General features: G+C 67.2%; 20 protein-coding genes. 3 read left to right on the top strand and 17 right to left on the bottom strand.

What is annotated here, in order from left to right:
• Positions 1-9: 9 nt before the first annotated feature.
• The 14 genes from NE235_RS12175 to NE235_RS12110 form a co-directional block, all read right to left on the bottom strand.
• Positions 10-1,746 (bottom strand): ABC-F family ATP-binding cassette domain-containing protein, encoded by a 1,737-nt coding sequence (locus NE235_RS12175; RefSeq protein WP_252801989.1) that lies wholly within the window; start codon positions 1,744-1,746, stop codon positions 10-12.
• A 1,742-nt stretch (positions 1,747-3,488) separates the two neighbouring features.
• Complete coding sequence (locus NE235_RS12170; RefSeq protein WP_252801987.1) at positions 3,489-4,337, bottom strand: hypothetical protein; 849 nt, start codon at positions 4,335-4,337, stop codon at positions 3,489-3,491.
• 17 nt (positions 4,338-4,354) lie between these two features.
• Positions 4,355-4,654, bottom strand: coding sequence for a DUF6317 family protein (locus NE235_RS12165; RefSeq protein ID WP_252801985.1), 300 nt, complete (start codon positions 4,652-4,654; stop codon positions 4,355-4,357).
• Between the two features lie 425 nt (positions 4,655-5,079).
• Complete coding sequence (locus tag NE235_RS12160) at positions 5,080-6,345, bottom strand: S8 family serine peptidase (RefSeq protein ID WP_252801983.1); 1,266 nt, start codon at positions 6,343-6,345, stop codon at positions 5,080-5,082.
• On the bottom strand, positions 6,342-7,661 hold the full coding sequence (locus NE235_RS12155) for a hypothetical protein (protein WP_252801981.1): 1,320 nt from the start codon (positions 7,659-7,661) through the stop codon (positions 6,342-6,344). Before NE235_RS12155 ends, NE235_RS12160 begins: the two co-directional genes overlap by 4 nt.
• A 1-nt stretch (position 7,662) precedes the next feature.
• Positions 7,663-8,148 (bottom strand): WXG100 family type VII secretion target, encoded by a 486-nt coding sequence (locus NE235_RS12150; protein ID WP_252801979.1) that lies wholly within the window; start codon positions 8,146-8,148, stop codon positions 7,663-7,665.
• A 242-nt stretch (positions 8,149-8,390) separates the two neighbouring features.
• Positions 8,391-9,278, bottom strand: a complete 888-nt coding sequence (locus NE235_RS12145) for a 4-(cytidine 5'-diphospho)-2-C-methyl-D-erythritol kinase (protein WP_252802417.1) — start codon at positions 9,276-9,278, stop codon at positions 8,391-8,393.
• A gap of 11 nt (positions 9,279-9,289) precedes the next feature.
• Positions 9,290-10,153 carry a 16S rRNA (adenine(1518)-N(6)/adenine(1519)-N(6))-dimethyltransferase RsmA gene (gene rsmA, locus NE235_RS12140; RefSeq protein WP_252801977.1) on the bottom strand — a complete coding sequence of 288 codons (864 nt, stop codon included), beginning with the start codon at positions 10,151-10,153 and terminating at the stop codon, positions 9,290-9,292.
• Positions 10,154-10,513: 360 nt separating this feature from the next.
• On the bottom strand, positions 10,514-11,350 hold the full coding sequence (locus tag NE235_RS12135; protein WP_252801976.1) for a TatD family hydrolase: 837 nt from the start codon (positions 11,348-11,350) through the stop codon (positions 10,514-10,516).
• 42 nt (positions 11,351-11,392) lie between these two features.
• Positions 11,393-13,183: a methionine--tRNA ligase gene (gene metG / locus NE235_RS12130; RefSeq protein ID WP_252801973.1), complete on the bottom strand. Its 1,791-nt coding sequence runs from the start codon at positions 13,181-13,183 to the stop codon at positions 11,393-11,395.
• Positions 13,184-13,242: 59 nt separating this feature from the next.
• Entirely contained in the window at positions 13,243-13,416 is a 174-nt protein-coding gene (locus NE235_RS12125; protein ID WP_252801971.1) for a hypothetical protein, read from the bottom strand.
• Positions 13,409-14,572, bottom strand: a complete 1,164-nt coding sequence (locus tag NE235_RS12120) for a CU044_5270 family protein (protein ID WP_252801969.1) — start codon at positions 14,570-14,572, stop codon at positions 13,409-13,411. The genes NE235_RS12125 and NE235_RS12120 overlap by 8 nt, the downstream gene beginning before the upstream one ends.
• A gap of 29 nt (positions 14,573-14,601) precedes the next feature.
• Positions 14,602-15,156, bottom strand: coding sequence for an RNA polymerase sigma factor (locus NE235_RS12115; protein WP_252801967.1), 555 nt, complete (start codon positions 15,154-15,156; stop codon positions 14,602-14,604).
• A 156-nt stretch (positions 15,157-15,312) separates the two neighbouring features.
• Positions 15,313-16,647 (bottom strand): glycosyltransferase family 2 protein, encoded by a 1,335-nt coding sequence (locus NE235_RS12110; RefSeq protein ID WP_252802415.1) that lies wholly within the window; start codon positions 16,645-16,647, stop codon positions 15,313-15,315.
• A 322-nt stretch (positions 16,648-16,969) separates the two neighbouring features.
• On the opposite strand from NE235_RS12110, the gene NE235_RS12105 reads away from it, so the two are divergent.
• Positions 16,970-18,475: a hypothetical protein gene (locus NE235_RS12105; RefSeq protein WP_252801965.1), complete on the top strand. Its 1,506-nt coding sequence runs from the start codon at positions 16,970-16,972 to the stop codon at positions 18,473-18,475.
• A gap of 48 nt (positions 18,476-18,523) precedes the next feature.
• Here NE235_RS12105 and NE235_RS12100 read toward each other — a convergent pair whose 3' ends face one another.
• Positions 18,524-18,823, bottom strand: coding sequence for a hypothetical protein (locus tag NE235_RS12100; protein ID WP_252801964.1), 300 nt, complete (start codon positions 18,821-18,823; stop codon positions 18,524-18,526).
• A 116-nt stretch (positions 18,824-18,939) separates the two neighbouring features.
• Complete coding sequence (gene rsmI, locus NE235_RS12095) at positions 18,940-19,788, bottom strand: 16S rRNA (cytidine(1402)-2'-O)-methyltransferase (protein WP_252801962.1); 849 nt, start codon at positions 19,786-19,788, stop codon at positions 18,940-18,942.
• Positions 19,789-19,928: 140 nt separating this feature from the next.
• Here rsmI and NE235_RS12090 point away from each other — a divergent pair, with 140 nt between their 5' ends.
• Positions 19,929-21,488 carry a dolichyl-phosphate-mannose--protein mannosyltransferase gene (locus tag NE235_RS12090; RefSeq protein WP_252802414.1) on the top strand — a complete coding sequence of 520 codons (1,560 nt, stop codon included), beginning with the start codon at positions 19,929-19,931 and terminating at the stop codon, positions 21,486-21,488.
• Positions 21,479-22,453, top strand: a complete 975-nt coding sequence (locus NE235_RS12085) for a magnesium transporter CorA family protein (protein WP_252801960.1) — start codon at positions 21,479-21,481, stop codon at positions 22,451-22,453. Before NE235_RS12090 ends, NE235_RS12085 begins: the two co-directional genes overlap by 10 nt.
• 5 nt (positions 22,454-22,458) lie before the next feature.
• Here the strand turns inward: NE235_RS12085 and NE235_RS12080 are convergent, their stop codons facing one another.
• Positions 22,459-23,064 (bottom strand): Uma2 family endonuclease, encoded by a 606-nt coding sequence (locus NE235_RS12080; RefSeq protein ID WP_252801958.1) that lies wholly within the window; start codon positions 23,062-23,064, stop codon positions 22,459-22,461.
• Between the last annotated feature and the right edge of the window lie 59 nt (positions 23,065-23,123).

Genomic DNA, 23,123 nt, shown 5'->3' with positions numbered 1-23,123 from the left:
GCGAGCCTCCTACCCCTCATCCGCGAGGACGAGCCACTGCTCCTCGGTCTCCTCGCGTTCGGCCCGGACCGACTTCAACTCCGCGTCGAGCTCGAGCAGCTTCTCGTGGTCGGTGGCGTGCGCGGCCATCAGCTCGTGCAACTCCGCCTCGCGGCCGCCGAGCTTCTCGATGCGCCGTTCCAGCCGGTCGAGCTCCTTCTTCGCCTGCCAGGAGTTCTTCGCGGGCTTCGGCTCCGCCGCGGCCCGTACGGGCCGGGGCTCCGGCTCCGCCCGTCGCCGCCGGTCGAGGTACTCGTCGACCCCGCCGGGCAGCAGCGCCAGCCGTCCGTCACCGAGCAGCGCGACCACGTGGTCGCTGACCCGCTCCAGGAAGTACCGGTCGTGGCTGACCAGCACGAGCGACCCGGGCCACCCGTCCAGCAGGTCCTCCAGCTCGGTCAGCGTCTCGATGTCGAGGTCGTTGGTCGGCTCGTCGAGCAGGAGGACGTTCGGCTCGGCCATGAGAAGGCGCAGCAGTTGCAGGCGCCGCCGCTCGCCACCGGACAGGTCGCCCACCGGAGTCCACTGCGCGTCGCCGCGGAAACCGAACCGCTCCAGCATCTGGCTCGCCGAGAACTCCCGCTTCCCGAGGCTGATGCGGCGCTTGATCTCTTCGACCGACTCCAGGACCCGGCGCGCCGGGTCCAGCTCGCCGAGCTCCTGCGACAGGTGCGCGAGCTGCACCGTCTTGCCGCGGATCACCCGCCCGGCGGACGGCGCGACCGTCCCCTCCAGCAGCCGCAGCAGCGTCGTCTTCCCGCTGCCGTTGACGCCGACCACCCCGACCCGGTCCCCGGGCCCGAGCTGCCATGTCAGGCGCTCGAAGAGAGTACGGTCACCGACGCGCACGGTGACGTCCTCGACGTCGTACACCGTCTTGCCGAGCCGCGCCGTCGCGAACCGTACGAGCTCGACGGTGTCACGGGCCGGCGGCTCGTCGGCGATCAGGGCGTTCGCGGCGTCCACGCGGAACTTCGGCTTGGACGTCCGCGCCTGCGGCCCCCGGCGCAGCCACGCCAGCTCCTTGCGGAGGAGGTTCCGCCGCTTCTCCTCGGTGGAGGCGGCGATGCGGGCCCGCTCCGCCTTGGCGAGGACGTACGCCGAGTACCCGCCCTCGTAGCGGTGCACCTGCCCGTCGGCCACCTCCCACGTCCGGTCGGTCACCTCGTCCAGGAACCACCGGTCGTGGGTGACGACGATGAGCGTACGGTCCTTCAGGTGCCCGGCCAGCCAGGCGATCGCCTCGATGTCCAGGTGGTTGGTGGGCTCGTCCAGGACGAGCAGGTCGGTCTCCGGGACGAGCAACCGGGCAAGCGCCACACGCCGCCGCTCCCCACCCGACATGCCCCGAATCGGGGTGTCCAGGGAGACGCCGGGCAGCAGCCCCGCCAGGATGTCCCGGGCCCGGGCGTCACCCGCCCACTCGTGCTCGGCCCGATCGCCGAACACGACGGACCGCACGGTCGCCCCGTCGGGGAACTCGTCCCGCTGGGTGAGGAACCCCAGCCGCAGCCCACGGGTATGCGTCACACGCCCACTGTCGGGCTCGATACGGCCGGCGAGCAGCGAGACCAGCGTGCTCTTCCCCCCGCCGTTCCGGCCGACCACACCGATCCGGTCCCCGGCGGACACGCCGAGGGAGACATCATCGAGCAGCGGAACCGGCCCGTACGCCTTGCCCAGGCCTTCAACATTGATCAGATTCACGACCCCACCAAGGTTAGTGGCTCCCCCGCACCCCACCCGCCGCGCGTCCGCGGGTGGCCGCTCGTAGATCAGCCGGCCCCAGCACCGGCCGTGCAAACGGAATGATCACCGACCGAACCCACTCGCACACAAACTCGCTCCTTGCGCCCTCCCTTCCAGGGACAACGCGCACCAAGCATCGACTTTGTGTGCAGACGGGCGCCGCACGGGTAAGCCAGACGAGTCCTCCGGCGGTCCACCAGCCGCAGTGACCGACCTCGCCGCCCAGGTCTCAATCTCCCTTCGATACCGAACGCCGGGCAGAACGACGTTCCGCCTCGCCCGACCAAGGTGGTAATCGACATAGTCGATCAGGTGCCGTCGGCGTTGGGGGGCCTGTCACCGCGCCTTCCGCCTGAGGAAGAAGAAGATCAGCGCACCAAGGAGGCTGGCACTCGACGCAAGCCGCATAAAGGGGTGCCAAACTTCCGCAAGCATGAGCGCGATTCCCGCTACAGCCCAGAGTGCGCCGACCACCAGCCTCCAGCGCGGGGCGGGGACTGCCCTATCCGCACCCCATCGGCCCCTGACGAGGAGGATCGCCACACCGCACATGACCAACGACACGCCTACGACCGAGTAGGCGACTACGAGTAGTATCCGGCCGGTGGTCTCGCTAGAGGCAATGACCATCATTACCACCTACCCATCTTTCCGAAGGGCAGATATTTTAGTTCGCACAAAGAACCAGAAGACAAAAGCAATAAAAGCCGGGATGTAGAACTCTCTCCAGATAATCCTCAAGAAAAAGCAAGCGCCCATAGAAAGATACGCTAGAGCCGCAAGATAGCGAAGGCCGCCTATCGATTGATCGCCAGCCCTATACCTCGCCTTCAAAAAGGCCAACAAACCCAGTAGCACAAAGGGCAGTACCCACAACTACATAAAAGATAAGCATAGCGATCGCCAATCCGTCGGGCTGTCATTACTATCATCACTTCATTAACGAAGCCGACAGTATCAGTGACGACCATAGCAGTACCTGCTATAGGGCAATGGAATCAATGGCATCGTCTCGGTAGCGGACAGCGTCACCGTCCCGCTCACGACAGCCCCCGCATCTTTCAATACAGATGCCGCCCAATGGCTTCGCTCAACTCAATCGAGTACCTGCGGGTCGCTGCTTCCGCCAGGTTGTGACCTTCTAGTCGATCGCAGGCGTCGGCCATTGCCGAGAATCAGCACCTTCGTAAAAAACGGAGACCACAACATTCCGGAAGCGTACACAGACGTAGCTACCGCCAATGTCATAACTTCTTTCCGCGCCGCCGATCAGCAGCGACCACCGGGTGGGGCGACCACTCGACTTCGCCTCATCCACATATGGTTCGGCTGATGTAGTCAATGGATCACACCGCCAGATCCTGTCAGGACCTTGTTGATCCGACAGCATCATGCAGAAGTGTGCTCGTACTCCTCAGCATGCTTCTTTATTCGGGACTGCACAACAAGCAAAGGTACCGCCAACGGCGAGGCGAAGACAGCAGCCCACTTCCAGGCTACACCGACAGCGAAAACACACGAAGCTACGATCAGTAGGCCACCCATCGAACGCTTGAGATGAATCGGCGTAGTAGGTCGACCCGTGAACTTAGGCCAACGACGCACGTTAGCGATCAGCATCACACCCCCCAGAAGGGTGATCGCTGCGCCGATAACGTAAATCACATCTGCGACCAGATACAGTAGATCGAGACTGTCCACTACCACGCCCATCCGATAAGCCCGCCGACCACCGTACCGATACCATTACCGACCGCGTTACCCGTCGCCGCACCCGCGGGGACAGTCACTTCGGCGAATGGCCCACCGAGGAGACCGACTACAGCACCAACGCCAAAACCGATACCTCCCCCGACAGTGGCACCGATTCCTGCCCCGGCCGCTGCATGCGCCCACGACCCGTGCTTCGGCTGGAGATTCCTGAAACGTTTATCCAAGTCGACCAGATGGGACCCTAGAGATTTCTCCTCATTCTGCGACAGCAAGTTCTTATGATTGTTCCGATAGTTCGCTAGGCCAGCCGAGAGCAGCTTGTATTCCGACGAGAGCTTCTTGGCGGCAACTTGCCGGGCTTTCTCCGCGGCGGCCAATGCCTGACTACGACACTGGTTGAAGTCCTGGAGAAAACTTTGCACTTCTGGCATCGATGTTCCATTCGGAAACTGCATGTTTCCCGATCGATCGATAGTTACATGACCAGCAGCAACTCCTTTCTCCGCCTGCTTTTCAAGCCACGACTCAATCTTAGCGAGATTGAGCGCAAGATTGTCGACGATCTCGCCGATCGAGGTTGCACGTTGAGACAGCCAGTTTATATCGTTCAGCTCTTGGCTGAACGCGGTCTTAAATTCACTTACAGCTGACCCTGGATACACGGGATCGCCGCTCTCGCGAACCAACCGGTCGACAGCATTCCGTAGGTCAGCAACGGGCCCCGCACTGTTTTCCGCGAAGTTGAATATGACTTGAGATAGCCCCGACAGACCTTGAATATCACCACCGACCCAGCTAGAAGCAATAGTCGGCAAAGGCGACGAACTTCTAGACACCTCAGAACCTCACAGCATCAATAGCTCGGCGGCGGAGTCGCTTTGGTCAAATAGTCAAAGATATTACCTTCCGCCTCCTGATAGTTGCGTCGAGCATAATCCAGCTTGTAAGCATGAGCACTTATAGCTTGAGCAAGCACCACATGCATCTCATAGAAAGCATCGAGGGTTACACTGAGCGTTTTGTCGATCGTAGGGTTCCCGCCCGAAGGACAGACTAGCTGGGTCATTAGGTTGGCATAAGCCTGTCCTTGCCGTGAGAACTCGGCTGACGTCCTTGCCAGATCGTTGAAAACGACCTCGTAGCCGCCGCTCACGAACTTCCCCTCCTCCAGGCCGCCACTCGGTCAGCCGTCCATCTTTCAGCGCTTTCTTGGACTACCGGGTTCACCACCACGCGCACCTGGGATTGTGATACCTGAATCAAGAGCTCAAGGACCGGCATCCTCTCCCGTGGCTGCCACTCTCCGAGCTGCTCGACAAGGAATTGTTCCTCGGTGAAGACAGGCAGCACCCCGGTTCCATCGGCGAGCGCTCGCAGCTCGAACTGAACCTCCCGAGGACCGACCGCTTCAGATGGCTTGCTCGGAAGGGTGGGCACGTATACCCAGGCGACATCCTCGGTCAACTTCTTTCGGGCTTCGTAAGCGCCGCGTCCCGCTGGGTCGGTCATCGGTGAAGATCTGGGATTTGTTGTCGGGGCCGATAGTGAACTATGGTCTGGAGAACCCATCCTCACCCTTTATTTACTCCGTGTATCGAACACATTCTTATGTGGCTTCCTGTCGCCGGTAGAAGCAGCCCTAGCCACGTTGACTCGCCGGCGCCGGAGGAAACCGCCGACTACGAGCATCACGACAATGGCACCGGCTGCGGTGAGGGAGATGACGACAAGCCTCTTTCGCGCATGACCTGATTCCGCCGAAGTCCGCGTGACTGAGGATTTCGGTATCGGCCGGGCCACTGCAGCCGAATGAGATGCCTGCCACTTGTCGAACGCGTCAAAAACGGGGTTTGGCGCGTTCGGTGGAACGGGATAGCGCTGTGGGTTCATCGCAGCGGTGATCTGAAGCGCGCCATAACCCGTTTGTTCGTTCCACTTCGAAGTACCCAACGGACGAGCTGTGCCGATGAGCCGTTGCACCACAGTGCGTGCCGACATTCCCGGGTTTCGTGATCGTATCAGCGCTACCGCACCCGACGTCAGAGCCGTAGCTATACTCGTTCCCCAGCTCTTCGGATAGTAGAGCCCATCTTTCCCAATCGTGGCGCCGATACCTGGCGCAGATAGGGCGACATACGACTGCCTCTCGGTGCCGACATAGGGCTGTAGATGTTTGTCGAACGCACCGACCGCCAGCACTCCCGCGCAAGAAGCAGGCATCATTGGCGGATTCGTGCTTGCACCGAAGTTTCCCGCGCCCGCAACTACGACCACGTCATGCTGAAGCGCGTAGAACACGGCATCCTGCACGCTTTGTTCACAATGGCCGGGCAAGCGGGATGAGTCGATGGCAAGCGAAATGCTTATTACCTTAGCGCCGTGATCGACGCCGTATCTGATGCCGTCTGCATAGGCTTTGAAGAGGATGTCGATGCGGTCACCGAGTTGTTCTGCTCCGTGGATGGGAAGCACTTTCGCATCTGGGGCGATGCCGACATAACCGGTCGTCCCGCCGCCTTGGGCGGCAATAAGTGCCGCCATCGCGGTTCCGTGACCGGCATCCCAATCGAAATCCTTCCGACCATCGCTGTCATGCCCCGTTGTGTCAGCTCCCGGAAGAACTACTCCGCTCAACTCGGGCAGCTTAGCGTTGACCCCAGTATCAACGACGGCGACCGTGACACCGGCACCCGTGGTTGTCGGCCAGACATCGCTCTGAATCCCCCAGGCGGAGAACCACCATTGATCTTCAAGTGGCCGGGGCAGGGCGTTAGCGCTCGTCGCCGGCAGCACCGCAGCGACGGCGGTGACGAGACCAACGGCGATACGCCAAACAATCTTCACTGATCTTCCTCGAAATACCAAGGAGAGTCTTTTCTGACCGACTCGGCTCGTTCCTGTTCGGAACTCGTCGGGTCCTCGAGTCCCTGTTGCAAATCCTCCCCGCTATCCTCAAGGCTCAACTCGTGAAGGAGCCGATCAAGATCGTCGCTATCACTGGACAGATCGATCTGGACGATTTCCGCTGTTTCGTCGCCGGCAGGCGCTGATTCGTCTCTGGCTTCCGTGGCACCGATGAGGTGGGAGCCTGCCTCAATGCCCCCGGTCCATGTGTCCTCATCTTCGGTGAGCCACGTCGTACGCTCACGTTCGCGGTCACGGCGATCGCCTGCCGCTCCGCCCGCAGGGCTCATCACACCGGTCTGGCTCGCAGCTCTCGCCTCGGCGGTCTGAGCCTCTTCTGCCGCGCTCGCCGCGGCGCCGCTAACAGCCCTGCGGCTCCCATCTGGTCCCCAACGGTTACTCCCCGGGCTGAGGATCCCAGCTGCATCTGGCAACACCACACCGCTCACCCTGGAGCCAGGAGTTCCGAGATCTGCGCCAGTCATCCTCGCGCCACCTGAATCGCTCGGTAGGAGGCCGGTCCCACCGCCGGGCATCTGGGTCTCCAGACCGGAAGGTGGCGCTCCCGCCAGCTGCGTATCTGAATCGTTGAGCCCCGACGCTAGCTGACCATTCCCTGGAAGACGATGAGACCTTCCGGGCTCGCCGCTCTGAACCTTCGGCGCATGTCCGCCGACATGCGGTGTTCTGCCATCTACAGCAGGGCCTCCCGCAGGGTTCCCTCCACCGGAAGTTCTCCCTGTTGGCTTTCGAACTCCAGCAGGTGAAGAGTGACCGTCGACCGGAGCACCCGGCGGAAGCACGGTGCTGACGTCCGTGGGCAGCGCAGCCCACGCCTGATAGATGCGTTCATTCGCGCCGGTCATCCAACTCCGCGCTTCGGCCAGATCCTTGGATGGAGGCTTCTTGTCCTTGTACCAGGCCAGGTTCGATCCATGGTTCTCGATCGCGGACCCGAACTCTTGCGCGGTTCGATGGAGGGTCGCGGATGAGGACCAGATCTCCCGCAGCGCGGACTGTGCGACGGCGGCGTCTGTTCCGCCCCACGCCTCATGGAGTAGGTCACGGACCGTGACCATATCGCTTGTGACCTTTTCGTACGCTGAAGCGAACCTTTTATAGTTCCGGCCGGCCGCGGTGACATGGTTAGGAGCCGTCAGCTTCAGGAGCTTGTCGATGTCCGCCGGATCGTTGTATCCCCCGGGCGTTCCGGAAGGAGCGCCGGCACGCATGGGGAACGTAGAGTCGTCGGTCATCTCAGCGCCTCCCATCCGGGTTCAAGGAATTGGCCACAGGCGACTGGGAATCGGGCGGTGCGGATGTCGTGGACGGGTCATGACTGATCACGCTGCCGCCGGGCGCGACATTCAAGCGCTTGTCCAGTGCGGCGATCCGGCGCGCGAGGTTGGCCTCGTTCGCATCATGGACGTTCGCGGCTTGGTGCAGCTTGTGGATCTCGCCCAGCAGAGCGTGCAGGATGCGGCTGTGCTGCTCGGCGAGGGCGTGGTGCCCGGCTTGGACGCTCGGCTGGAACCCCAACGCGGCGTCCCATGTGCCGAAGGCCCTCAGGTCGGGGAGTTTCAGGTGCTCGCTCGCGTTGAGGAGGTCTTCGAGGTGAGCCTCGAGCCGCTTGGCGACCGCCCTGATCTTGGACGTGTCCACCCGTAGCCTGCCCGGGTCGTCGATGCCCGGCCAGTCGTTGTACGTCTTGCGCGGAGCCGAGTTCGCGTTCACCGGCGGCATCGGTCTTCGCCTCCTCGCATGCGAGCACCCCGTCCATGCACTGCTCCAGCAGAGGTATCGATGCGGCGGTCGACCGTCATCGCGCCTTCCCCTGCGTGCCCCGTTGATCCCCGAAACGTCCTAAAACTTTACGGATCCTGACAACGAAGGTCCAGGCCATCTGGCCTGCGGTTTACTGAGCCGTGACGATTCGGCATTAGGGACGGGCGTTCTCACCACCCGCCCCTGACCGAAACCGAGAACTACAGGAGGGTGACGCCGGGGACCGGGCCGGAGGCGGGGCGGACGGCGGCGAAGCGGCCTGACTCGTTGAGCGCTGCGGCGAGTTCGGCGCTGTGGGCCAGAGAGGCGGCGAGGAAGGCACACGTGGGGCCGGAGCCGGACACCAGGGCGCCGAGGGCACCCGCGGCGCGGCCGGCCCGCAGCGCGTCGCGGAGGGACGGGCGGAGGCTGAGGGCCGCGGGCTGCAGGTCGTTGTGCAGGGCCCGGCCGAGGGCCTCGGCATCGCCGGTCTTCAAGGCGGCCATCAGGTCGTCCGACACCTGAGGCCACACGCTGTCCTGCTCCCCCGCGGCACGCAGGCGGTCACATTCGGCATACACCGCGGGTGTGGACAGGCCACCGTCGGCGTACCCGAAGACCCAGTGGAACTCCCCCGTCACCTCGACCGCGGTCAGCCGCTCGCCCCGGCCCAGGCCGACGGCGGTGCCGCCGAGCAGGGCGAAGGGAACGTCGCTGCCGAGCCGGGCGGCGAGTTCGAGCAGTGTCTCGCGGTCGAGCCGGGCCTCCCACAGGACGTCGCAGGCCAGTAGGGCGGCGGCCGCGTCGGCGCTGCCGCCGGCCATGCCGCCCGCGACGGGGATGTCCTTGCGGATGTGCAGCGCGACGTCCGGGCGCCTGCCGAGGTGCTCGGCCAGCAGGGCGGCGGCGCGGGCGGCGAGGTTGTCGGGACCGGTCGGCACGGTCGCCGGGCCGTCGACCGTGACGCTGAGGGCGTCGGCGGGGGTGGCGGTCACCTCGTCGAACAGGGAGACGGCGTGGAAGACGTTGACGAGGTCGTGGTAGCCGTCGTCGCGGACGGGGCCGACGCTCAACTGGAGGTTCACCTTGGCGGGGGCGCGCACGGTCACAGTGGTCACGGTCAACCGATCGTAGGCGACGCGGGCCGGTGTTCGGCGATGCGGGTGAAGGCGGTGACGTCGAGGGACTCGCCGCGGGCCGTCGGGTCGACTCCGGCGGCCCGGAGTGCCTCCTCCGCCGCGGGGGCCGAACCGGCCCAGCCTGCCAGGGCCGCGCGGAGCGTCTTGCGGCGCTGGGCGAACGCGGCGTCGATGACGGCGAACACGTCCTCGCGCGGGACCGCGCTCGTCGGGGGCTCGCGGCGAGTGAAGGCGACGAGGCCGGAGTCGACGTTCGGCGCGGGCCAGAACACCGCGCGGCCGACGTTCCCGGCGCGGCGAGCCTTGGCGTACCAGGCCATCTTCACCGACGGCACGCCGTACACCTTGCCGCCGGGGCCGGCGGTGAGGCGGTCGGCGACCTCGGCCTGCACCATGACCATCCCGTGCCGGATGGACGGGAACGTTCCGAGCAGGTGCAGGACGACGGGTACCGCGACGTTGTAAGGGAGGTTCGCGACGAGCGCGGTCGGCGGCGGGCCGGGCAGTTCGGTGACCCGCAGGGCGTCGTCGGGCACGACGTCGAGTCGGCCGGCGAGGTCGGGGGCGCGTTCGGCGACGGTCTCGGGCAGCCGCTGTGCGAGAACCGGATCGACCTCGACGGCCACGACGCGGCTCGCGGCGGGCAGCAGGGCCAGGGTCAGCGAGCCCAGGCCGGGACCGACCTCCAGGACGACGTCGTCCGATCCGACGTCGGCGTCGCGGACGATGCGGCGCACGGTGTTGGCGTCGATGACGAAGTTCTGTCCGAGGGTCTTGGTCGGCCGCAGTCCCAGGCCGCCGGCCAGCGCGCGGACGTCCGCCGGCCCGAGAAGTCGTTCACCCACACGCACAGTCTTCCGTACGCCGACGGCAGCCCTGCCACCGTCCCGTGACCACTGACGGTCGCTGCCTTCATCCGGCAGCGCAGCGATCGCCGGCAATCAGGCGTGTAGCGCCCGCTGGGCGTCCATGACGAAGCGCCGCGCCTGGGCCATGTCCTTGCGCGCTCGCTCGAGGTCGATCACCTCGGCGCCGGGCACCGTCAGAGCCGCTCGGCGAATGAACGACGACAGGCTCAGGCCGGCCGCGTCGGCTGCCTGCTCCGATCGCCCACCGGCGTTATACGTGAAGGGAACTGCGAGCTTCCTAGACGTCGAATGTATGACCAGCGAGCGTGATCATTCAGCTACTTCCAGTAATCGCTCTCACCAAGGGCCGAAGACGCGTTCGCCGTTGGCGGCGATGGCGGTGCACAGTTCGCCCAGGTCGACGCCCTTGGTCTCGCTCAGGCAGCGGACGGTGAGGGGGACGAGGTACGGGGCGTTGGGCTTGCCGCGGTGCGGCACCGGGGTCAGGTAGGGGGCGTCGGTCTCGACGAGGATGAGGTCGAGGGGCGCGACGGCCGCCGCCTCCCGCAGGGTCGCGGCGTTCTTGAACGTGACGTTGCCCGCGAAGCTCATGTAGTAGCCGTGGTCGGCGCAGACCTTGGCCATCTCCCGGTCGCCGGAGAAGCAGTGGAAGACGACCTTGTCCGGCGGGCCCTCCTCCTCGAGGATGCGCAGCACGTCGTCGTGGGCGTCCCGGTCGTGGATGACGAGGGCCTTGCCGGTGCGCTTGGCGATGTCGATGTGGGCGCGGAACGAGCGCTGCTGGTCCTCGACCGAGGCCCAGTCGCGGTAGTAGTCCAGGCCGGTCTCGCCGACGGCCCGTACGTCCGGGAGCGCGGCGAGTTTCGCGATGTCGGCGAGGACGTCCGCGGTGGCGTCGCCCGAGTCGTTCGGGTGGATCGCCACCGCGGCGTACACGTCGTCGTACGTCCCGGCCGCGTCGGCGGCGTGCTGGGAGGAGGCGAGGTCGTAGCCCACGGTCACGGCCCGGCGGATGCCCACCGAGTGGGCGGCGGCGAGCACCTCTGTGATCGGCACCTCGAGGATGTCGAGGTGACAGTGGCTGTCGAACACCTCGACGGGCAACGGCTCGGGCAACGGCGGGAAGGCCGCGCCGCGGAACCCGTTCGACGTGTTCTCCGGTCCCTCACTCATACGCGTTCCCTGCCCGGTGTCGCGGCCGGGTGTGAGCCGGTCTCAGGACTGCTCCAGCCGGGCCAGCTCCTCGTCCACGACCGAGGTGTCGAGCTTGGCGAACAGCGGCGTCGGCGGGGCCAGTGGCGTGCCGGCGGCGATCGGGCGCGACTCCCAGCGGGCCTCGGTGTCGTAGGACCCGGTGAGGACCGGGTAGTCGGGGCCGCCGTCCTCGGAGACCTCGCGGATCTCCGGGGCGCCGCTCCACTCGCCCTGGCCACCGAGCATCCGGTGGACCTTCTCCGAGGACTGCGGCAGGAACGGCGTGAGCAGCGACTTGGCGTCGTCGACGAGCTGCAGCGCGACGTGCAGGATCGTCTTCATCCGCTCCGGGTCGTCGTTCTTGAGCTTCCAGGGCGCCTGCTCGGAGAGGTACTTGTTGGCCTCGGCGACGGTGCGCATGGCCTCGTTCGCGGCGTTCTTGAATCGCGAGCGCGACAGCTCGGCGCCGACCGCGTCGAACGCCTTGCGCGAGCGCTGCAGGATGTCCCGGTCGAGGTCGGTGAGCTCACCGGCCGCCGGGATCTCCCCGATGTTCTTGGCCGCGAAGGAGATCGAGCGGTTGACCAGGTTGCCCCAGGTGGCGACGAGCTCGTCGTTGTTACGGCGGACGAACTCGGACCAGGTGAAATCGGTGTCCTGGTTCTCCGGGCCGGCGACCGCGATGTAGTAGCGCAGCGCGTCCACGTCGTACCGCTCGAGGAAGTCGCGGACGTAGATGACGACCTGACGGGAGGAGGAGAACTTCTTGCCCTCCATCGTCAGGAACTCGGAGGAGACCACCTCGGTCGGCAGGTTCAGCCGCCCGAGGGAACCGGCCGTGCCGCCCTTGTCGCCCGCGCCGTTGTAGCCGAGCAGCATGGCCGGCCAGATTTCGGCGTGGAAGACGATGTTGTCCTTGCCCATGAAGTAGTACGTCTCGGCGTCCGGGTTCTGCCACCAGGCCCGCCAGGCGTCGGGGTCGCCGCTGCGCTTCGCCCACTCCACGGAGGCCGACAGGTAGCCGACGACCGCGTCGAACCAGACGTACAGCCGCTTGTCGGGCCGGTCGACCCAGCCGGGCAGCGGTACGGGCACGCCCCAGTCGAGGTCGCGGCTGATCGGCCGGGGCTGCATGTCGTCGAGGAGGTTGCGGGTGAACTTGTAGACGTTCGGCCGCCAGAGGCCCTCTTTGCCCTGCAGCCACGAGCCGAGGGACTCGGAGAACGCGGGCAGGTCGAGGAAGAAGTGCTCGGTCTCGATGAACTTCGGCGTCTCACCGTTGATGCGGCTCCGCGGGTTGATCAGGTCGATCGGGTCGAGCTGGTTGCCGCAATTGTCGCACTGGTCGCCGCGCGCCCCGTCGTAGCCGCAGATCGGGCAGGTGCCCTCGATGTAGCGGTCGGGGAGGGTGCGGCCCGTGGACGGGGAGATCGCGCCCATCGTCTTCTTCGTGAAGACGTAGCCGTTGTCGTACAGGCCCTTGAAGATCTCCTGGGCGACGGCGTAGTGGTTGCGCGTCGTCGTCCGGGTGAACAGGTCGTACGACATGCCGAGGCCGTGCAGGTCCTGGGCGATCACCTGGTTGTAGCGGTCGGCCAGCTCGCGGGCCGACACGCCCTCCTTGTCGGCCTGCACCTGGATGGGGGTGCCGTGCTCGTCGGTGCCGCTCACCATCAGGACCTTGTTGCCCGCCATCCGCTGGTAGCGGCTGAACATGTCGGCGGGCAGCGCGAAGCCGGAGACGTGCCCGATGTGGCGGGGCCCGTTGGCGTACGGCCAGGCGGGCGCGGTCAGGATGTGACGGCTGGACATGTGCTTAGCCTACGGGCCTCCCGCCGATGACTCATTCCGATATCACCTTTCCGGCGAGATCACCATGCCGTGTCCGGCTCTTCGTCGTCGAGTGCGTGGGTGTCATCCCCGGGATGCAGATCGGCCTCCGCGCCGAGGAGGACGGCGATGAGGTCGGCGATCGTGCACCGGATCCGCCGCCACCGTCCTTCCTTGGCCGGGAGCGGCACCGCGCTCGCTCGTACGTCAGCCACGGGCGGGGACGCCGAGGCGGTCCGTCCAGCCCGACCCGGTGAGCAGCGTGATGCTCGAGGGGGTGTGCGCCACGGCGCCGCCGACGACGTCGTACTTTTCCGAGCCCAGGATCTTCGCCGTCCTCCGGTCGATGATCACGTGGACCTCGACCTGCCGAGGTTTCCGGTCCTGGCCGATGGCCACACGCCGGGTGGCCAGGGCGACTCCGGGACGGCCGAGCCGGTCGCGGACCCCGCCGGCCACCCGGACGCCCGGCTGGGCGGCGAACAGCCGGTACGCGGCCGCGCGGGTGGCCGGTGTGACCGGGGCGTCGATGATGTTCTCCGCCATCTCACAGATGTAGGCGGACAGGGTGTTCCGCTGCGTCGCCGGCTGCGCCTTCCAGTCCTTCTCGATCAGCGCCTTCAGCCCGTTGGGTGTGGTCGGCAGTTTCGACAGGTCCTTCGCCTGCGTGCCCCTTGGCCCGAGCTCCAGGAACGGGTCATCGCGCAGGTGGGAGTCGCTCGAATACGGCTTCATGTCCGTGAGCGAGGGCGAGCCGGCCCGCTTCCACGCCGCCTCGTCGGCGGGTGACGCGAAGCTGGTCGTGAGGTCCTTGTCCACGGTGCGGGTGGTGTCCCCCTGCCGGTACGGGACCCAGTTCTCCCACGTGATGCTCACGAACGCCGTGAACGGGTAGTAGGGGCCTCGCCTCGGCATCCCGTTCGCGCTGCCGCCCTTCGGCATGCGCCCGCCACCGGGTTGTCTGGCCCGGTCGATGACCTGGGTTCGCGTGTACCAGAACCGGCCGTGGACCGGTGCCGGTTCCTTGGCGACGGTCTCGGCGGCGGTCAGCAGCACGGTCTTCGCGTCGAGCGTCCGGGGCACCGCCGTGCCGGGCTCGGCCTTATGGCCGGACTCGTGGCCGGACCGGTGGCCGGACACCGCGCCCGGTACGACCGCGGTGCCGAGCGCCACGACCGCGGCGGCGCCGGCGAGGAGGAGCACCGGGCGGCGGTTCCGGACCGGAAGCGCCCGGCGGTCGGACCGGGCGGGCTCGCGGGCGGTGGCGAGCGTGCGGGACAGGTCGGTGTCACGGCGACGCCGGTAGCCGTCCTCGGCCATCGCGTCGAGGTGCGCCCGGAGGTCGTGCGTCGGGTCGGCGGTGCGGGTCATGGCGTCTCCTGCGTTCTCACGCGTACGTTTTATCGGGTCTTCTCATTGATCAGTGCCATTCGGCCGGGAGCCGTGGGGCGGCCTCGGGCGGGCGCCGCGGCCGTGACCTTGGCCAGTCGTTTGCGCGCCCGATGCAGTCGCACGGTGAAGGTGGCGGCCGTGCAGCCGAGGACCCGGGCGGCCTGCCGGGGCGTGAGGCCGTATCCCGTCGCCAGTACCAGAGCCTCGACGTCCCTCTCGCCCAGCTCGGCCAGCAGCGCCTTCGCCGCGTCGCGTTCCACGACCTGCTCGGCGACGTCGGCGCCGGTCGGCCGGTCCGTGGAGAGCGCCGCCGACAGCCGGTCGGTGAGCACCCTCCTCCGCCGGCCGGAGTCGTACTGCTTGAGCGCCAGGTTCCGCGCGACTCCGAGCAGCCACGGCAGCGGCGGGTCGGGCAGGTCGTCGAGGCGCCGCCACGCGATCAGGAACACCTCGCTGACGAGGTCCTCGGCGGCCCCCTGTTCGGCGCGCAGCAGCGCGTAGCCCAGGACGTTCCGGTAGTACCGGTCGTACAGGGCGGTGAATCTTTCGGCGGGGTCGTTCACTCCTGCCGTCCTCCCGTCGGTTCAGGGTCGGTCGGGAGTAGTCCCTCCGGGCGGACGGCGGATTACACGCCGGGAAGCCTGTGCGGCCACGTGCGGACGTGGGAGCGCATGAGAAAGGCCCCGGCGGTCGCCGGGGCCTTTCGTCGGGGTCTGAGGTCAGGCGGTCTTGTCGGCCGTGCCCTCGGTGCTCGCGCCGGCCTCCGCCGGCACGACCTCGGCCGGCTCCGCCTCGGCCGCGTCGTCGGCGTCCGCGTTCTCCCGCGGGCCCGCTGGGGCCTCGGCGTCGCGGCTCTCGCTCCGTACCTTGTCCGCCGCGGCCTCGACCACGTCGGTGGCCTCGTCGACCACGTCGGTCACAGGCGGGTGGGAGCGGCGGCGGATCGCCAGGATGCTCACGAACAGCGACGCGAAGATCATCTGGAAGCTCATGATCAGCGCGGTGGCCGACGGCACGACGATGCGCAGCGCGTCCCGGGGGTCGAGTTCACCGAAGCTGTGCCCCTGCCAGTGCGCCAGCGAGGCGACGAGCCCGACGAGACCGGCGAGCGCGAGCAGCCCGCCGACGACCAGACCGCGTTCCAGGCTCCAGTTGTCGATGACGCGCTGCACCCGCTTGTCATGGGGAAGGAAGCCCTCCTCCATGGCGTACACCTTGGTGAGCAACGCGAAGAGCACGGCTTGGAAGCCGATCACCACCGCCGCCGAGGCTCCGACGAGGGTGTCGACGTCGAACGCGACGTCACCGACGCGGATCGGCCCGGTGGCCAGGGCGACGCCCGCGATGAGCCCGACCGCCATCATGAGCAGGCCGGGGATCAGGAACAGCCAGCGCGGGCTGTACAGGCACAGGAAGCGCAGGTGGCGCCAGCCGTCGCGCCAGGTGCTGAGGTGCGGCGGGCGCGACCGGCCGTCGGGCGACAGGGTCGTCGGGACCTCGCGGATGTCGTACCCGGCGAGGGTGGAGCGGACCACCATCTCGCTGGCGAACTCCATGCCGCCGGTCTGCAGTTCCAGCCGCAGGATCGAGTCGCGCCGGAACGCCCGCAGCCCGCAGTGGAAGTCACCGATCTTGCTGCCGAAGAACAGCCGGCCGACGAAGCTCAGCACCGGGTTGCCGAGGTACCGGTGCAGCGGCGGCATGGCGCCGGAGGCGATGCCGCCCTTGAAGCGGTTGCCCATGACGAGGTCGGCGCCGTCCCGCAGCTGTTCGAGGAACGGCAGCAGGGCGGTGAAGTCGTAGGAGTCGTCGGCGTCGCCCATCACGATGTACGTGCCGCGGGCAGCGCGGATGCCCCCCATCAGGGCATTGCCGTACCCCTTCGCAGACACCGGGACGACACGGGCGCCCGCGTCACGGGCGAGCTGCCGGCTGCCGTCCGTACTGCCGTTGTCGGCGATGATGACCTCGCCGTCGACACCGTGCTCGGCGAAGAAGCCGAGGGCCTTGCGAACACAGGTCTCGACGGTCTCAGCCTCGTTCAAGCACGGCATCACCACGGAGAGTTCCACGTCGTGTCCTCCATCACCCCATCGCACTGGCTTGGGGGCTTTTCGACTAACCTCGTCGTGTTCCGACAAGAGGCGCGTGTTATCCATGATGCCTGCCGACGAGCGACCGCGTGTTGCAAAGTCGCAACCTTTAACTCCACCTGGAGCACGGATGCGACGGCAGGCTGGGGATATCAGGATAGGGGCTGTGCGGTCCAGGAAGGTCGGTCCGGACTTGACGAACGCCGGAGAGCGGGGCGGGTCCACCGTCGTGACCAATACGCGTTCCGACGAGGAATCGCAGGTCACGACGGTTGACGAGAATGTGACGGAAAAGACGCCGGCCGCCGGTGGTTCCGGGCTGCGGGCGGTCGTGCGGCGGCACAAGATGTTCACGGTGGTGCTCGCGATCGGCGCGCTCCTCCGGCTGATCGCCGTCCTGGGGTACCGGCCGGCGTCCTGGTTCAACGACTCGTTCGACTACCTGCACGTCGCGATGGCGCCGTACCCGCACCCGATCCGCCCGGACGGCTACTCCTTCCTGCTGTGGATCCTGAAGCCCGTCCACAGCTTCATGCTGATCGCGACGATCCAGCATCTGATGGGGCTGGCGTCGGCGGTGATGATCTACGCGTTGCTGCGCAAGCGGTTCGGCCTGCCGGGATGGGGGGCGAGCCTGGCGACCTTCCCCGTCCTGTACGACGGCTACCAGATCCAGCTCGAGCACCTGATCCTGTCCGACACGATGTTCGGCTTCCTGCTCGTGTCGATCGTCACACTGCTGCTGTGGCACGGCCGGGACCTCACCTGGAAGACCGGCGCCCTCGCGGGGCTCCTCCTGGGGCTGGCCACGCTGACCCGTTCGGTCGGCACGCCGGTCCTGCTCGCGGTGATCGTCTATTTCCTGCTGCGGCGGATCAAGTGGCGTGTGATCGTGGCCACCGTCGCGGTGTGCGCGCTCCCCCTCGCCGCCTACGCCGGCTGGTTCTGGTCGTACTACGGCAAGCCGGGCATGACCATGAGCAGCGGTGTCTTCCTGTACGCCCGGGTGTCGGCCTTCGCGGACTGTAACAAGATCAAACCACCGGTGACCGAGTACGCCCTGTGCAAGAACAACAAGACCTCGCACACGCCGCTCGTCTTCTCCCAGGACGCGATCTGGAACCGCAACTCCCCGTTCCATCGCATTCCGGATCAGCGCTTCACCGACGACCAGAATCGGGTCGCGAGCGACTTCGCCAAGCGGGCGATCATGGCTCAGCCCCTCGACTATCTGCAAGTCGTCGGAAAGGACTTCCTGTTCACGTTCCGGTGGAAGCGCACCGTCTTCCCGGACCGCGCGACGTACGACATGTACCAGTTCAGTAAGAAGTCCGCCGCGCTGCCGACCTGGCGGATGAGCAGGGACCGCACGGCCGCGTCCGAGGCCCACGCGTACGAGCAGGGGAACGCCCGGACGAGGATCGTCGACCCGTGGGCCACGACGATCCGCACCTACCAGCGGTTCGCGCACCTGCCCGGCACGCTGCTGGGCGGCATCCTCATCGTCGGCCTGGCCGGGCTGATTCCGCTGTGGCGGCGGTGGGGCGGGGCGGCGCTGCTGCCGTGGATCACCGCGACCGGACTGCTCCTCGTGCCGCCGGCCACCGCCGAGTTCGACTACCGCTACGTCCTGCCGACCGTGCCGCTGGCCTGCATGGCCGCGGCGATCACCTTCTCCGGCGAGCCGCGCCGGAAGCTGGCCCGGCTGGCCCGGTCGGTGCGGCGCCGGGGCGCCGCGGCGGACGAGGAGAGCACCTCGTCGTCGTCCGGCGACGCCCTGCCGGCGTAGGGCGCGCCCCCGGGCCCGTGTGGGCCCGGAGACGCGCCCGGTGGCCGATCAGTAGGCGTGGAGCCTGCGGCACTTGAAGATCATTTCTAGCTCGGCGTGACGGTGGGGCGGGACGGCCTGGCTCCGCGGCCGGCCCGGCGGGAGGATCTTGACGTCGTACGTCCCGCAGGACGGGCAGTAGAGCTCCGCCCACGGAGAGGTGCAGCGGTGACCGTCGCGGCGGTAGTAGACGACCTCGCCGCCGTGTCCGTCGGCGCAGTGGCCGACCTCGAATTCCACGTGCCATTCGAGCAGGCAGGCCAGGCATTCGTAGGTCCACGTCTCAGGCGAGATCATGGAGTCGTGCATCGGCGTCACCCCCGGGGGAATCGGCGTACTCGCGTGGAATACGCACTCCCGTCATTTTTCCCGCCAAGTGGCGCCTTGGCAGGAGACACCGACGCAAAGTTCAGTTCAAATAAGGGTCAATGATCTGCTTTGTAGGCAATGACCGCGTCATAGAGCTCTCTTTTGGGAACTCCGTGCTCGCGCGCCACATCGCCGATCGCCTGCTTGCGCGGCGTGCCCTCCCCGACCCGGCGCTCCACCTCCACCGCGAGGTCCCCCACGTCCACCTGGCCCGCCACCTCCGGAGCCCCGGCGACGACCAGCGTGATCTCCCCCCGCACCCCACCGGCGGCCCAGCCCGCCAGCTCGCCCAGCGGGCCGCGACGCACCTCCTCGTACGTCTTGGTCAGCTCGCGGCAGACGGCGGCCCGGCGGTCGGCCCCCAGCGCCGCCGCCATCGCCTCCAGGGTCGCCGCCAGCCGGTGCGGCGCCTCGAAGAACACCATCGTGCGCGGCTCCCCGGCGAGGGCGCGCAGCCGCGCGGCGCGCTCCCCGCCCTTACGGGGCAGGAACCCCTCGAAGCAGAACCGGTCACTGGGCAACCCGGAGATCACGAGCGCCGTCGTCACCGCCGACGGGCCCGGCAGCACGGTCACCGGCACCTCCGCCTCCACCGCCGCCGTCACCAGGCGGTACCCGGGGTCGGAGACCCCCGGCAGGCCCGCGTCCGTGATCACCAGCACGTCGCGGCCCGCGCGCAGCTCGTCGAGGAGCTCGGCCGCCCTGGCCCGCTCGTTCGCGTCGTAGTACGAGACGACCCGCGCGGACGGGGAGACGCCCAGGTCGGCGGCCAGCCGCCGCAGGCGCCGCGTGTCCTCCGCGGCGATGATGTCCGCCTCGACCAGCGCCGTGCGCAACCGCGCCGACGCGTCCTCGACCCGTCCGATCGGTGCGGCGGCCAGTGTCAGCGTTCCCGTGTTCTCCACGCCTCCATCTTCGACGGTCCCGGGCGTCGTTGGCCCCGGCGGGCCGCTCGCCGGCGCCGAATACGTCGCCTCGGAACGTTTCTGACGGTGAAGTGCACGAGCGTCTCGGCTTCCGCCCGTACGATGTCGGAGTGGTGGCGATGACAGGAATCGAACCCGAGACCCGGCCCGACCAGGGAAGAAGACCACCGTCGTTGCGTCAGTGGCTCACACCGGGCATCCCCGGCAGCAGACTCATGGGGTGGGTCGGCCCCCTGCTCGTGACCCTGTTCGCCGGCGTCCTGCGCTTCTGGCACCTGAGCAGGCCCAGAGCCATCATCTTCGACGAGACGTACTACGCCAAGGACTCGTACGCGCTGTTGAAGTTCGGTTACGAGCACAACACCGTCAAGGACGCCGACAAGCTCCTGCTCCAGCATCCGCAGAATCTCCACATCTGGGCGGACGGCGGGAGTTTCATCGCGCACCCGCCCGCCGGGAAGTGGCTGATCGCCATCGGCGAGTCGCTCTTCGGCATGACGCCGTTCGGCTGGCGTTTCTCGGCCGCCCTGGTCGGCACCCTGTCGGTGCTGATCCTGGCGCGCGTCGCGCGGCGGATGACCCGGTCGAACCTCCTCGGCACGGCGGCCGGTCTCCTGCTCGCGCTGGACGGCATGCACCTGGTCACCAGCCGGACCGCGATCCTCGACGTCTTCGTGATGTTCTGGGTCCTGGCCGGGTTCGCCTGCATCGTCATCGACCGGGACGTCTCACGCGCCAGGCTCGCCCGCAAGATCGCCGAACGCGGCGACGACGACGGCCTCGGCCCGTTCGTCATGCACTGGTGGCTCATCCCGGCCGGCCTCTGCCTGGGCACGGCCACCGCCACGAAGTGGACGGGTCTGTACTACATCGCGGCCTTCGGGGTCCTGGTCCTCCTCTGGTCGATGGGCGCCCGGCGGGCCGCCGGGGTGCGCCGCCCGTACGCCGGCGCGTTCGCCTTCGAGGCCCTGCCGGCCTTCCTGTCCATGGTGGTCCTCAGCGTGGTCACCTACGTCGCCTGGTGGAGCGGCTGGATCTTCAACTCCGGCGGCTGGGGCCGCGGCCGCGTCGCCGCGAATCCGGTGACCGCGTTCTTCCAGGCGATGCCCCGGCTGTGGGACTACCACCGGCAGATGTTCCACTTCCACACCACGCTCTCGGCCCACCACCCGTACCAGTCCTGGCCGTGGAACTGGCTCGTCCTCAAGCGGCCGGTCTCGTTCTTCTACACCCAGCCGTCCGGCTGTGGCGCCGCCACCTGCTCGCGCGAGGTCCTCGACATCGGCACCCCCGCCATCTGGTGGGTCTCCATCCTCACGATGCTGATCGTGGCCGCCTGGTGGCTGGTGCAGCGTGACTGGCGCGCGGGCGTCACCGTCCTGGGCTTTCTCGCCGGCTGGGTGCCGTGGTTCTACTACGGGCTGAACCACCGCACGATGTTCCTGTTCTACGCCACGCCGATGCTGCCGTTCATGGTGCTGTCCATCGTCCTGGCGCTCGGCCTGCTCATCGGCCCGGCGACCGCGCCCCCGGCCCGCCGGGTGTTCGGCTCGGCGATCGCCGGAGCGTACGTCCTGACCGTGCTGGCCAACTTCTACTACTTCTATCCGGTGCTGACCGGGCACGTCATGTCATACGACTCCTGGCACGCCCGCATGTGGCTGGTCTCATGGATCTGAAGCCCCGGACGCGGGTCTGGCGCGATGGCCGGCTGGAGAAGGAGAACTTCCCCGCCGATCAGATCAGCGACTACCTCGCCGAACCCGACACCGTCGTCTGGCTCGACCTGTGCGCCCCCGACAGCGACGGCCTGGCCCTCATCAGCGACGAGCTGGGCCTGTCGCCGCTCGCGGTCGAGGACGCCGTCAGCGGTCACGAACGCCCCAAGCTCGACCGGTACGACGGCCACCTGTTCCTCAACGCCTACTCCGTGCGCCTCAGCGACGACGGCACCCAGGTGGACAAGCACGAGATCTCGGCGTTCATCACCGACCGGGCCCTCGTCACCGTGCGCATGGACGAGGGCTTCGACCTCGACGGGCTGCTCAAACGCTGGGACGGCTCCCCCGACCTCGCCGAGTACGGCGTCGCCTACCTCCTGCACGGCCTGCTCGACCTGATCGTCGACGGGCACTTCGAGGCGGTCCAGGCCCTCGACGACAAGATCGACGACCTGGAGGAGGACCTGTTCGCGGACCACCTCCCCGCCACCCAGCAGCGGATGTACCGCCTGCGCAAGAGCCTGGCCCTGCTGCGCCGGGTCGTGCTCCCGATGCGGGAGGTCGTCAACACGCTCCTGCGCCGCGACCTCAAGGTCGTCCCGGCCCCCATGGGCCCGTACTTCCAGGACGTCTACGACCACGTGCTGCGCGCCACCGAATGGACCGACAGCCTGCGGGACACCGTGACGAGCCTCCAGGAGACGCGCATCGCCCTCCAGGGCAACCACCTGAACCTCGTGATGAAGAAGCTCACCGGCTGGGCCGCCGTCATCGCCGTGCCCACCGCCATCACCGGCTTCTACGGCGAGAACGTCCCGTACCCGGGCTTCGGCAAGCACTGGGGCTTCGTGTCGAGCATCGTCGTGCTCCTCGTCACCGGCGTCGCCCTCTACGCCGTCTTCCGCAAACGCGACTGGCTCTGAGCCCCTCAGAGCCGGTCGATCTCCGTGAGGTCGATGTCGATGTCGAAGGGGACGGTCAGCTTCAGCCGATCGTGGTAGATCCCCGTCAGCGCGTATGCCATCGTCGCCACGTCCAGCTCGTACACGCAGACGGTCGACCGTCCCTCGCTGTCCTCCACACGCCAGAAATGCGGGATCCCCGCCTCCGCGTACAACTGCGGCTTGCGCTTGCGGTCGCGTGCTTCGGAGTCGGGAGACACCACCTCGACGGCCAGGATGATGTCGGCAGGCCGGAAGTCGGTCTGCCGACGACCTTCGATGGCCTCTGCGCGAACCACCAGCACATCCGGCTCGGGGCGCTGCCTCGGGTCGAGAGTCACCGTCATCTCGCGACGCACCCGAACACTCGAGGGCGCGGTTCGACGAAGTCCGTTCACGAGGACACCCATCGTTAGCTCGTGGAAGCTGGCCTGGGGGGACACGAAGACCAGACTGCCATCGATCAACTCTGTGTGAGGAGGCAACTCCGGAATGCGATCGAGATCCTCTGCTCGGAAGCCTCCCTCCGGAGGGATGTACCACGGACGCTTCTGCGGCGTGTCAGGCATGTCGGTCATCGGCGCCACCGTCATCTGATGTCCTCCGCAGAGACTGCCTCCAAGAAAGCCTGCCAATGACCACGCTACCAAGA

Origin of the sequence: Actinoallomurus spadix (assembly GCF_024055725.1) — a bacterium.
Classification (GTDB): Bacteria; Actinomycetota; Actinomycetes; order Streptosporangiales; family Streptosporangiaceae; genus Actinoallomurus; species Actinoallomurus spadix.
The sequence above is the reverse complement of the archived record's forward strand: the minus strand, read 5'-3'. Positions and strand labels throughout refer to the sequence as shown.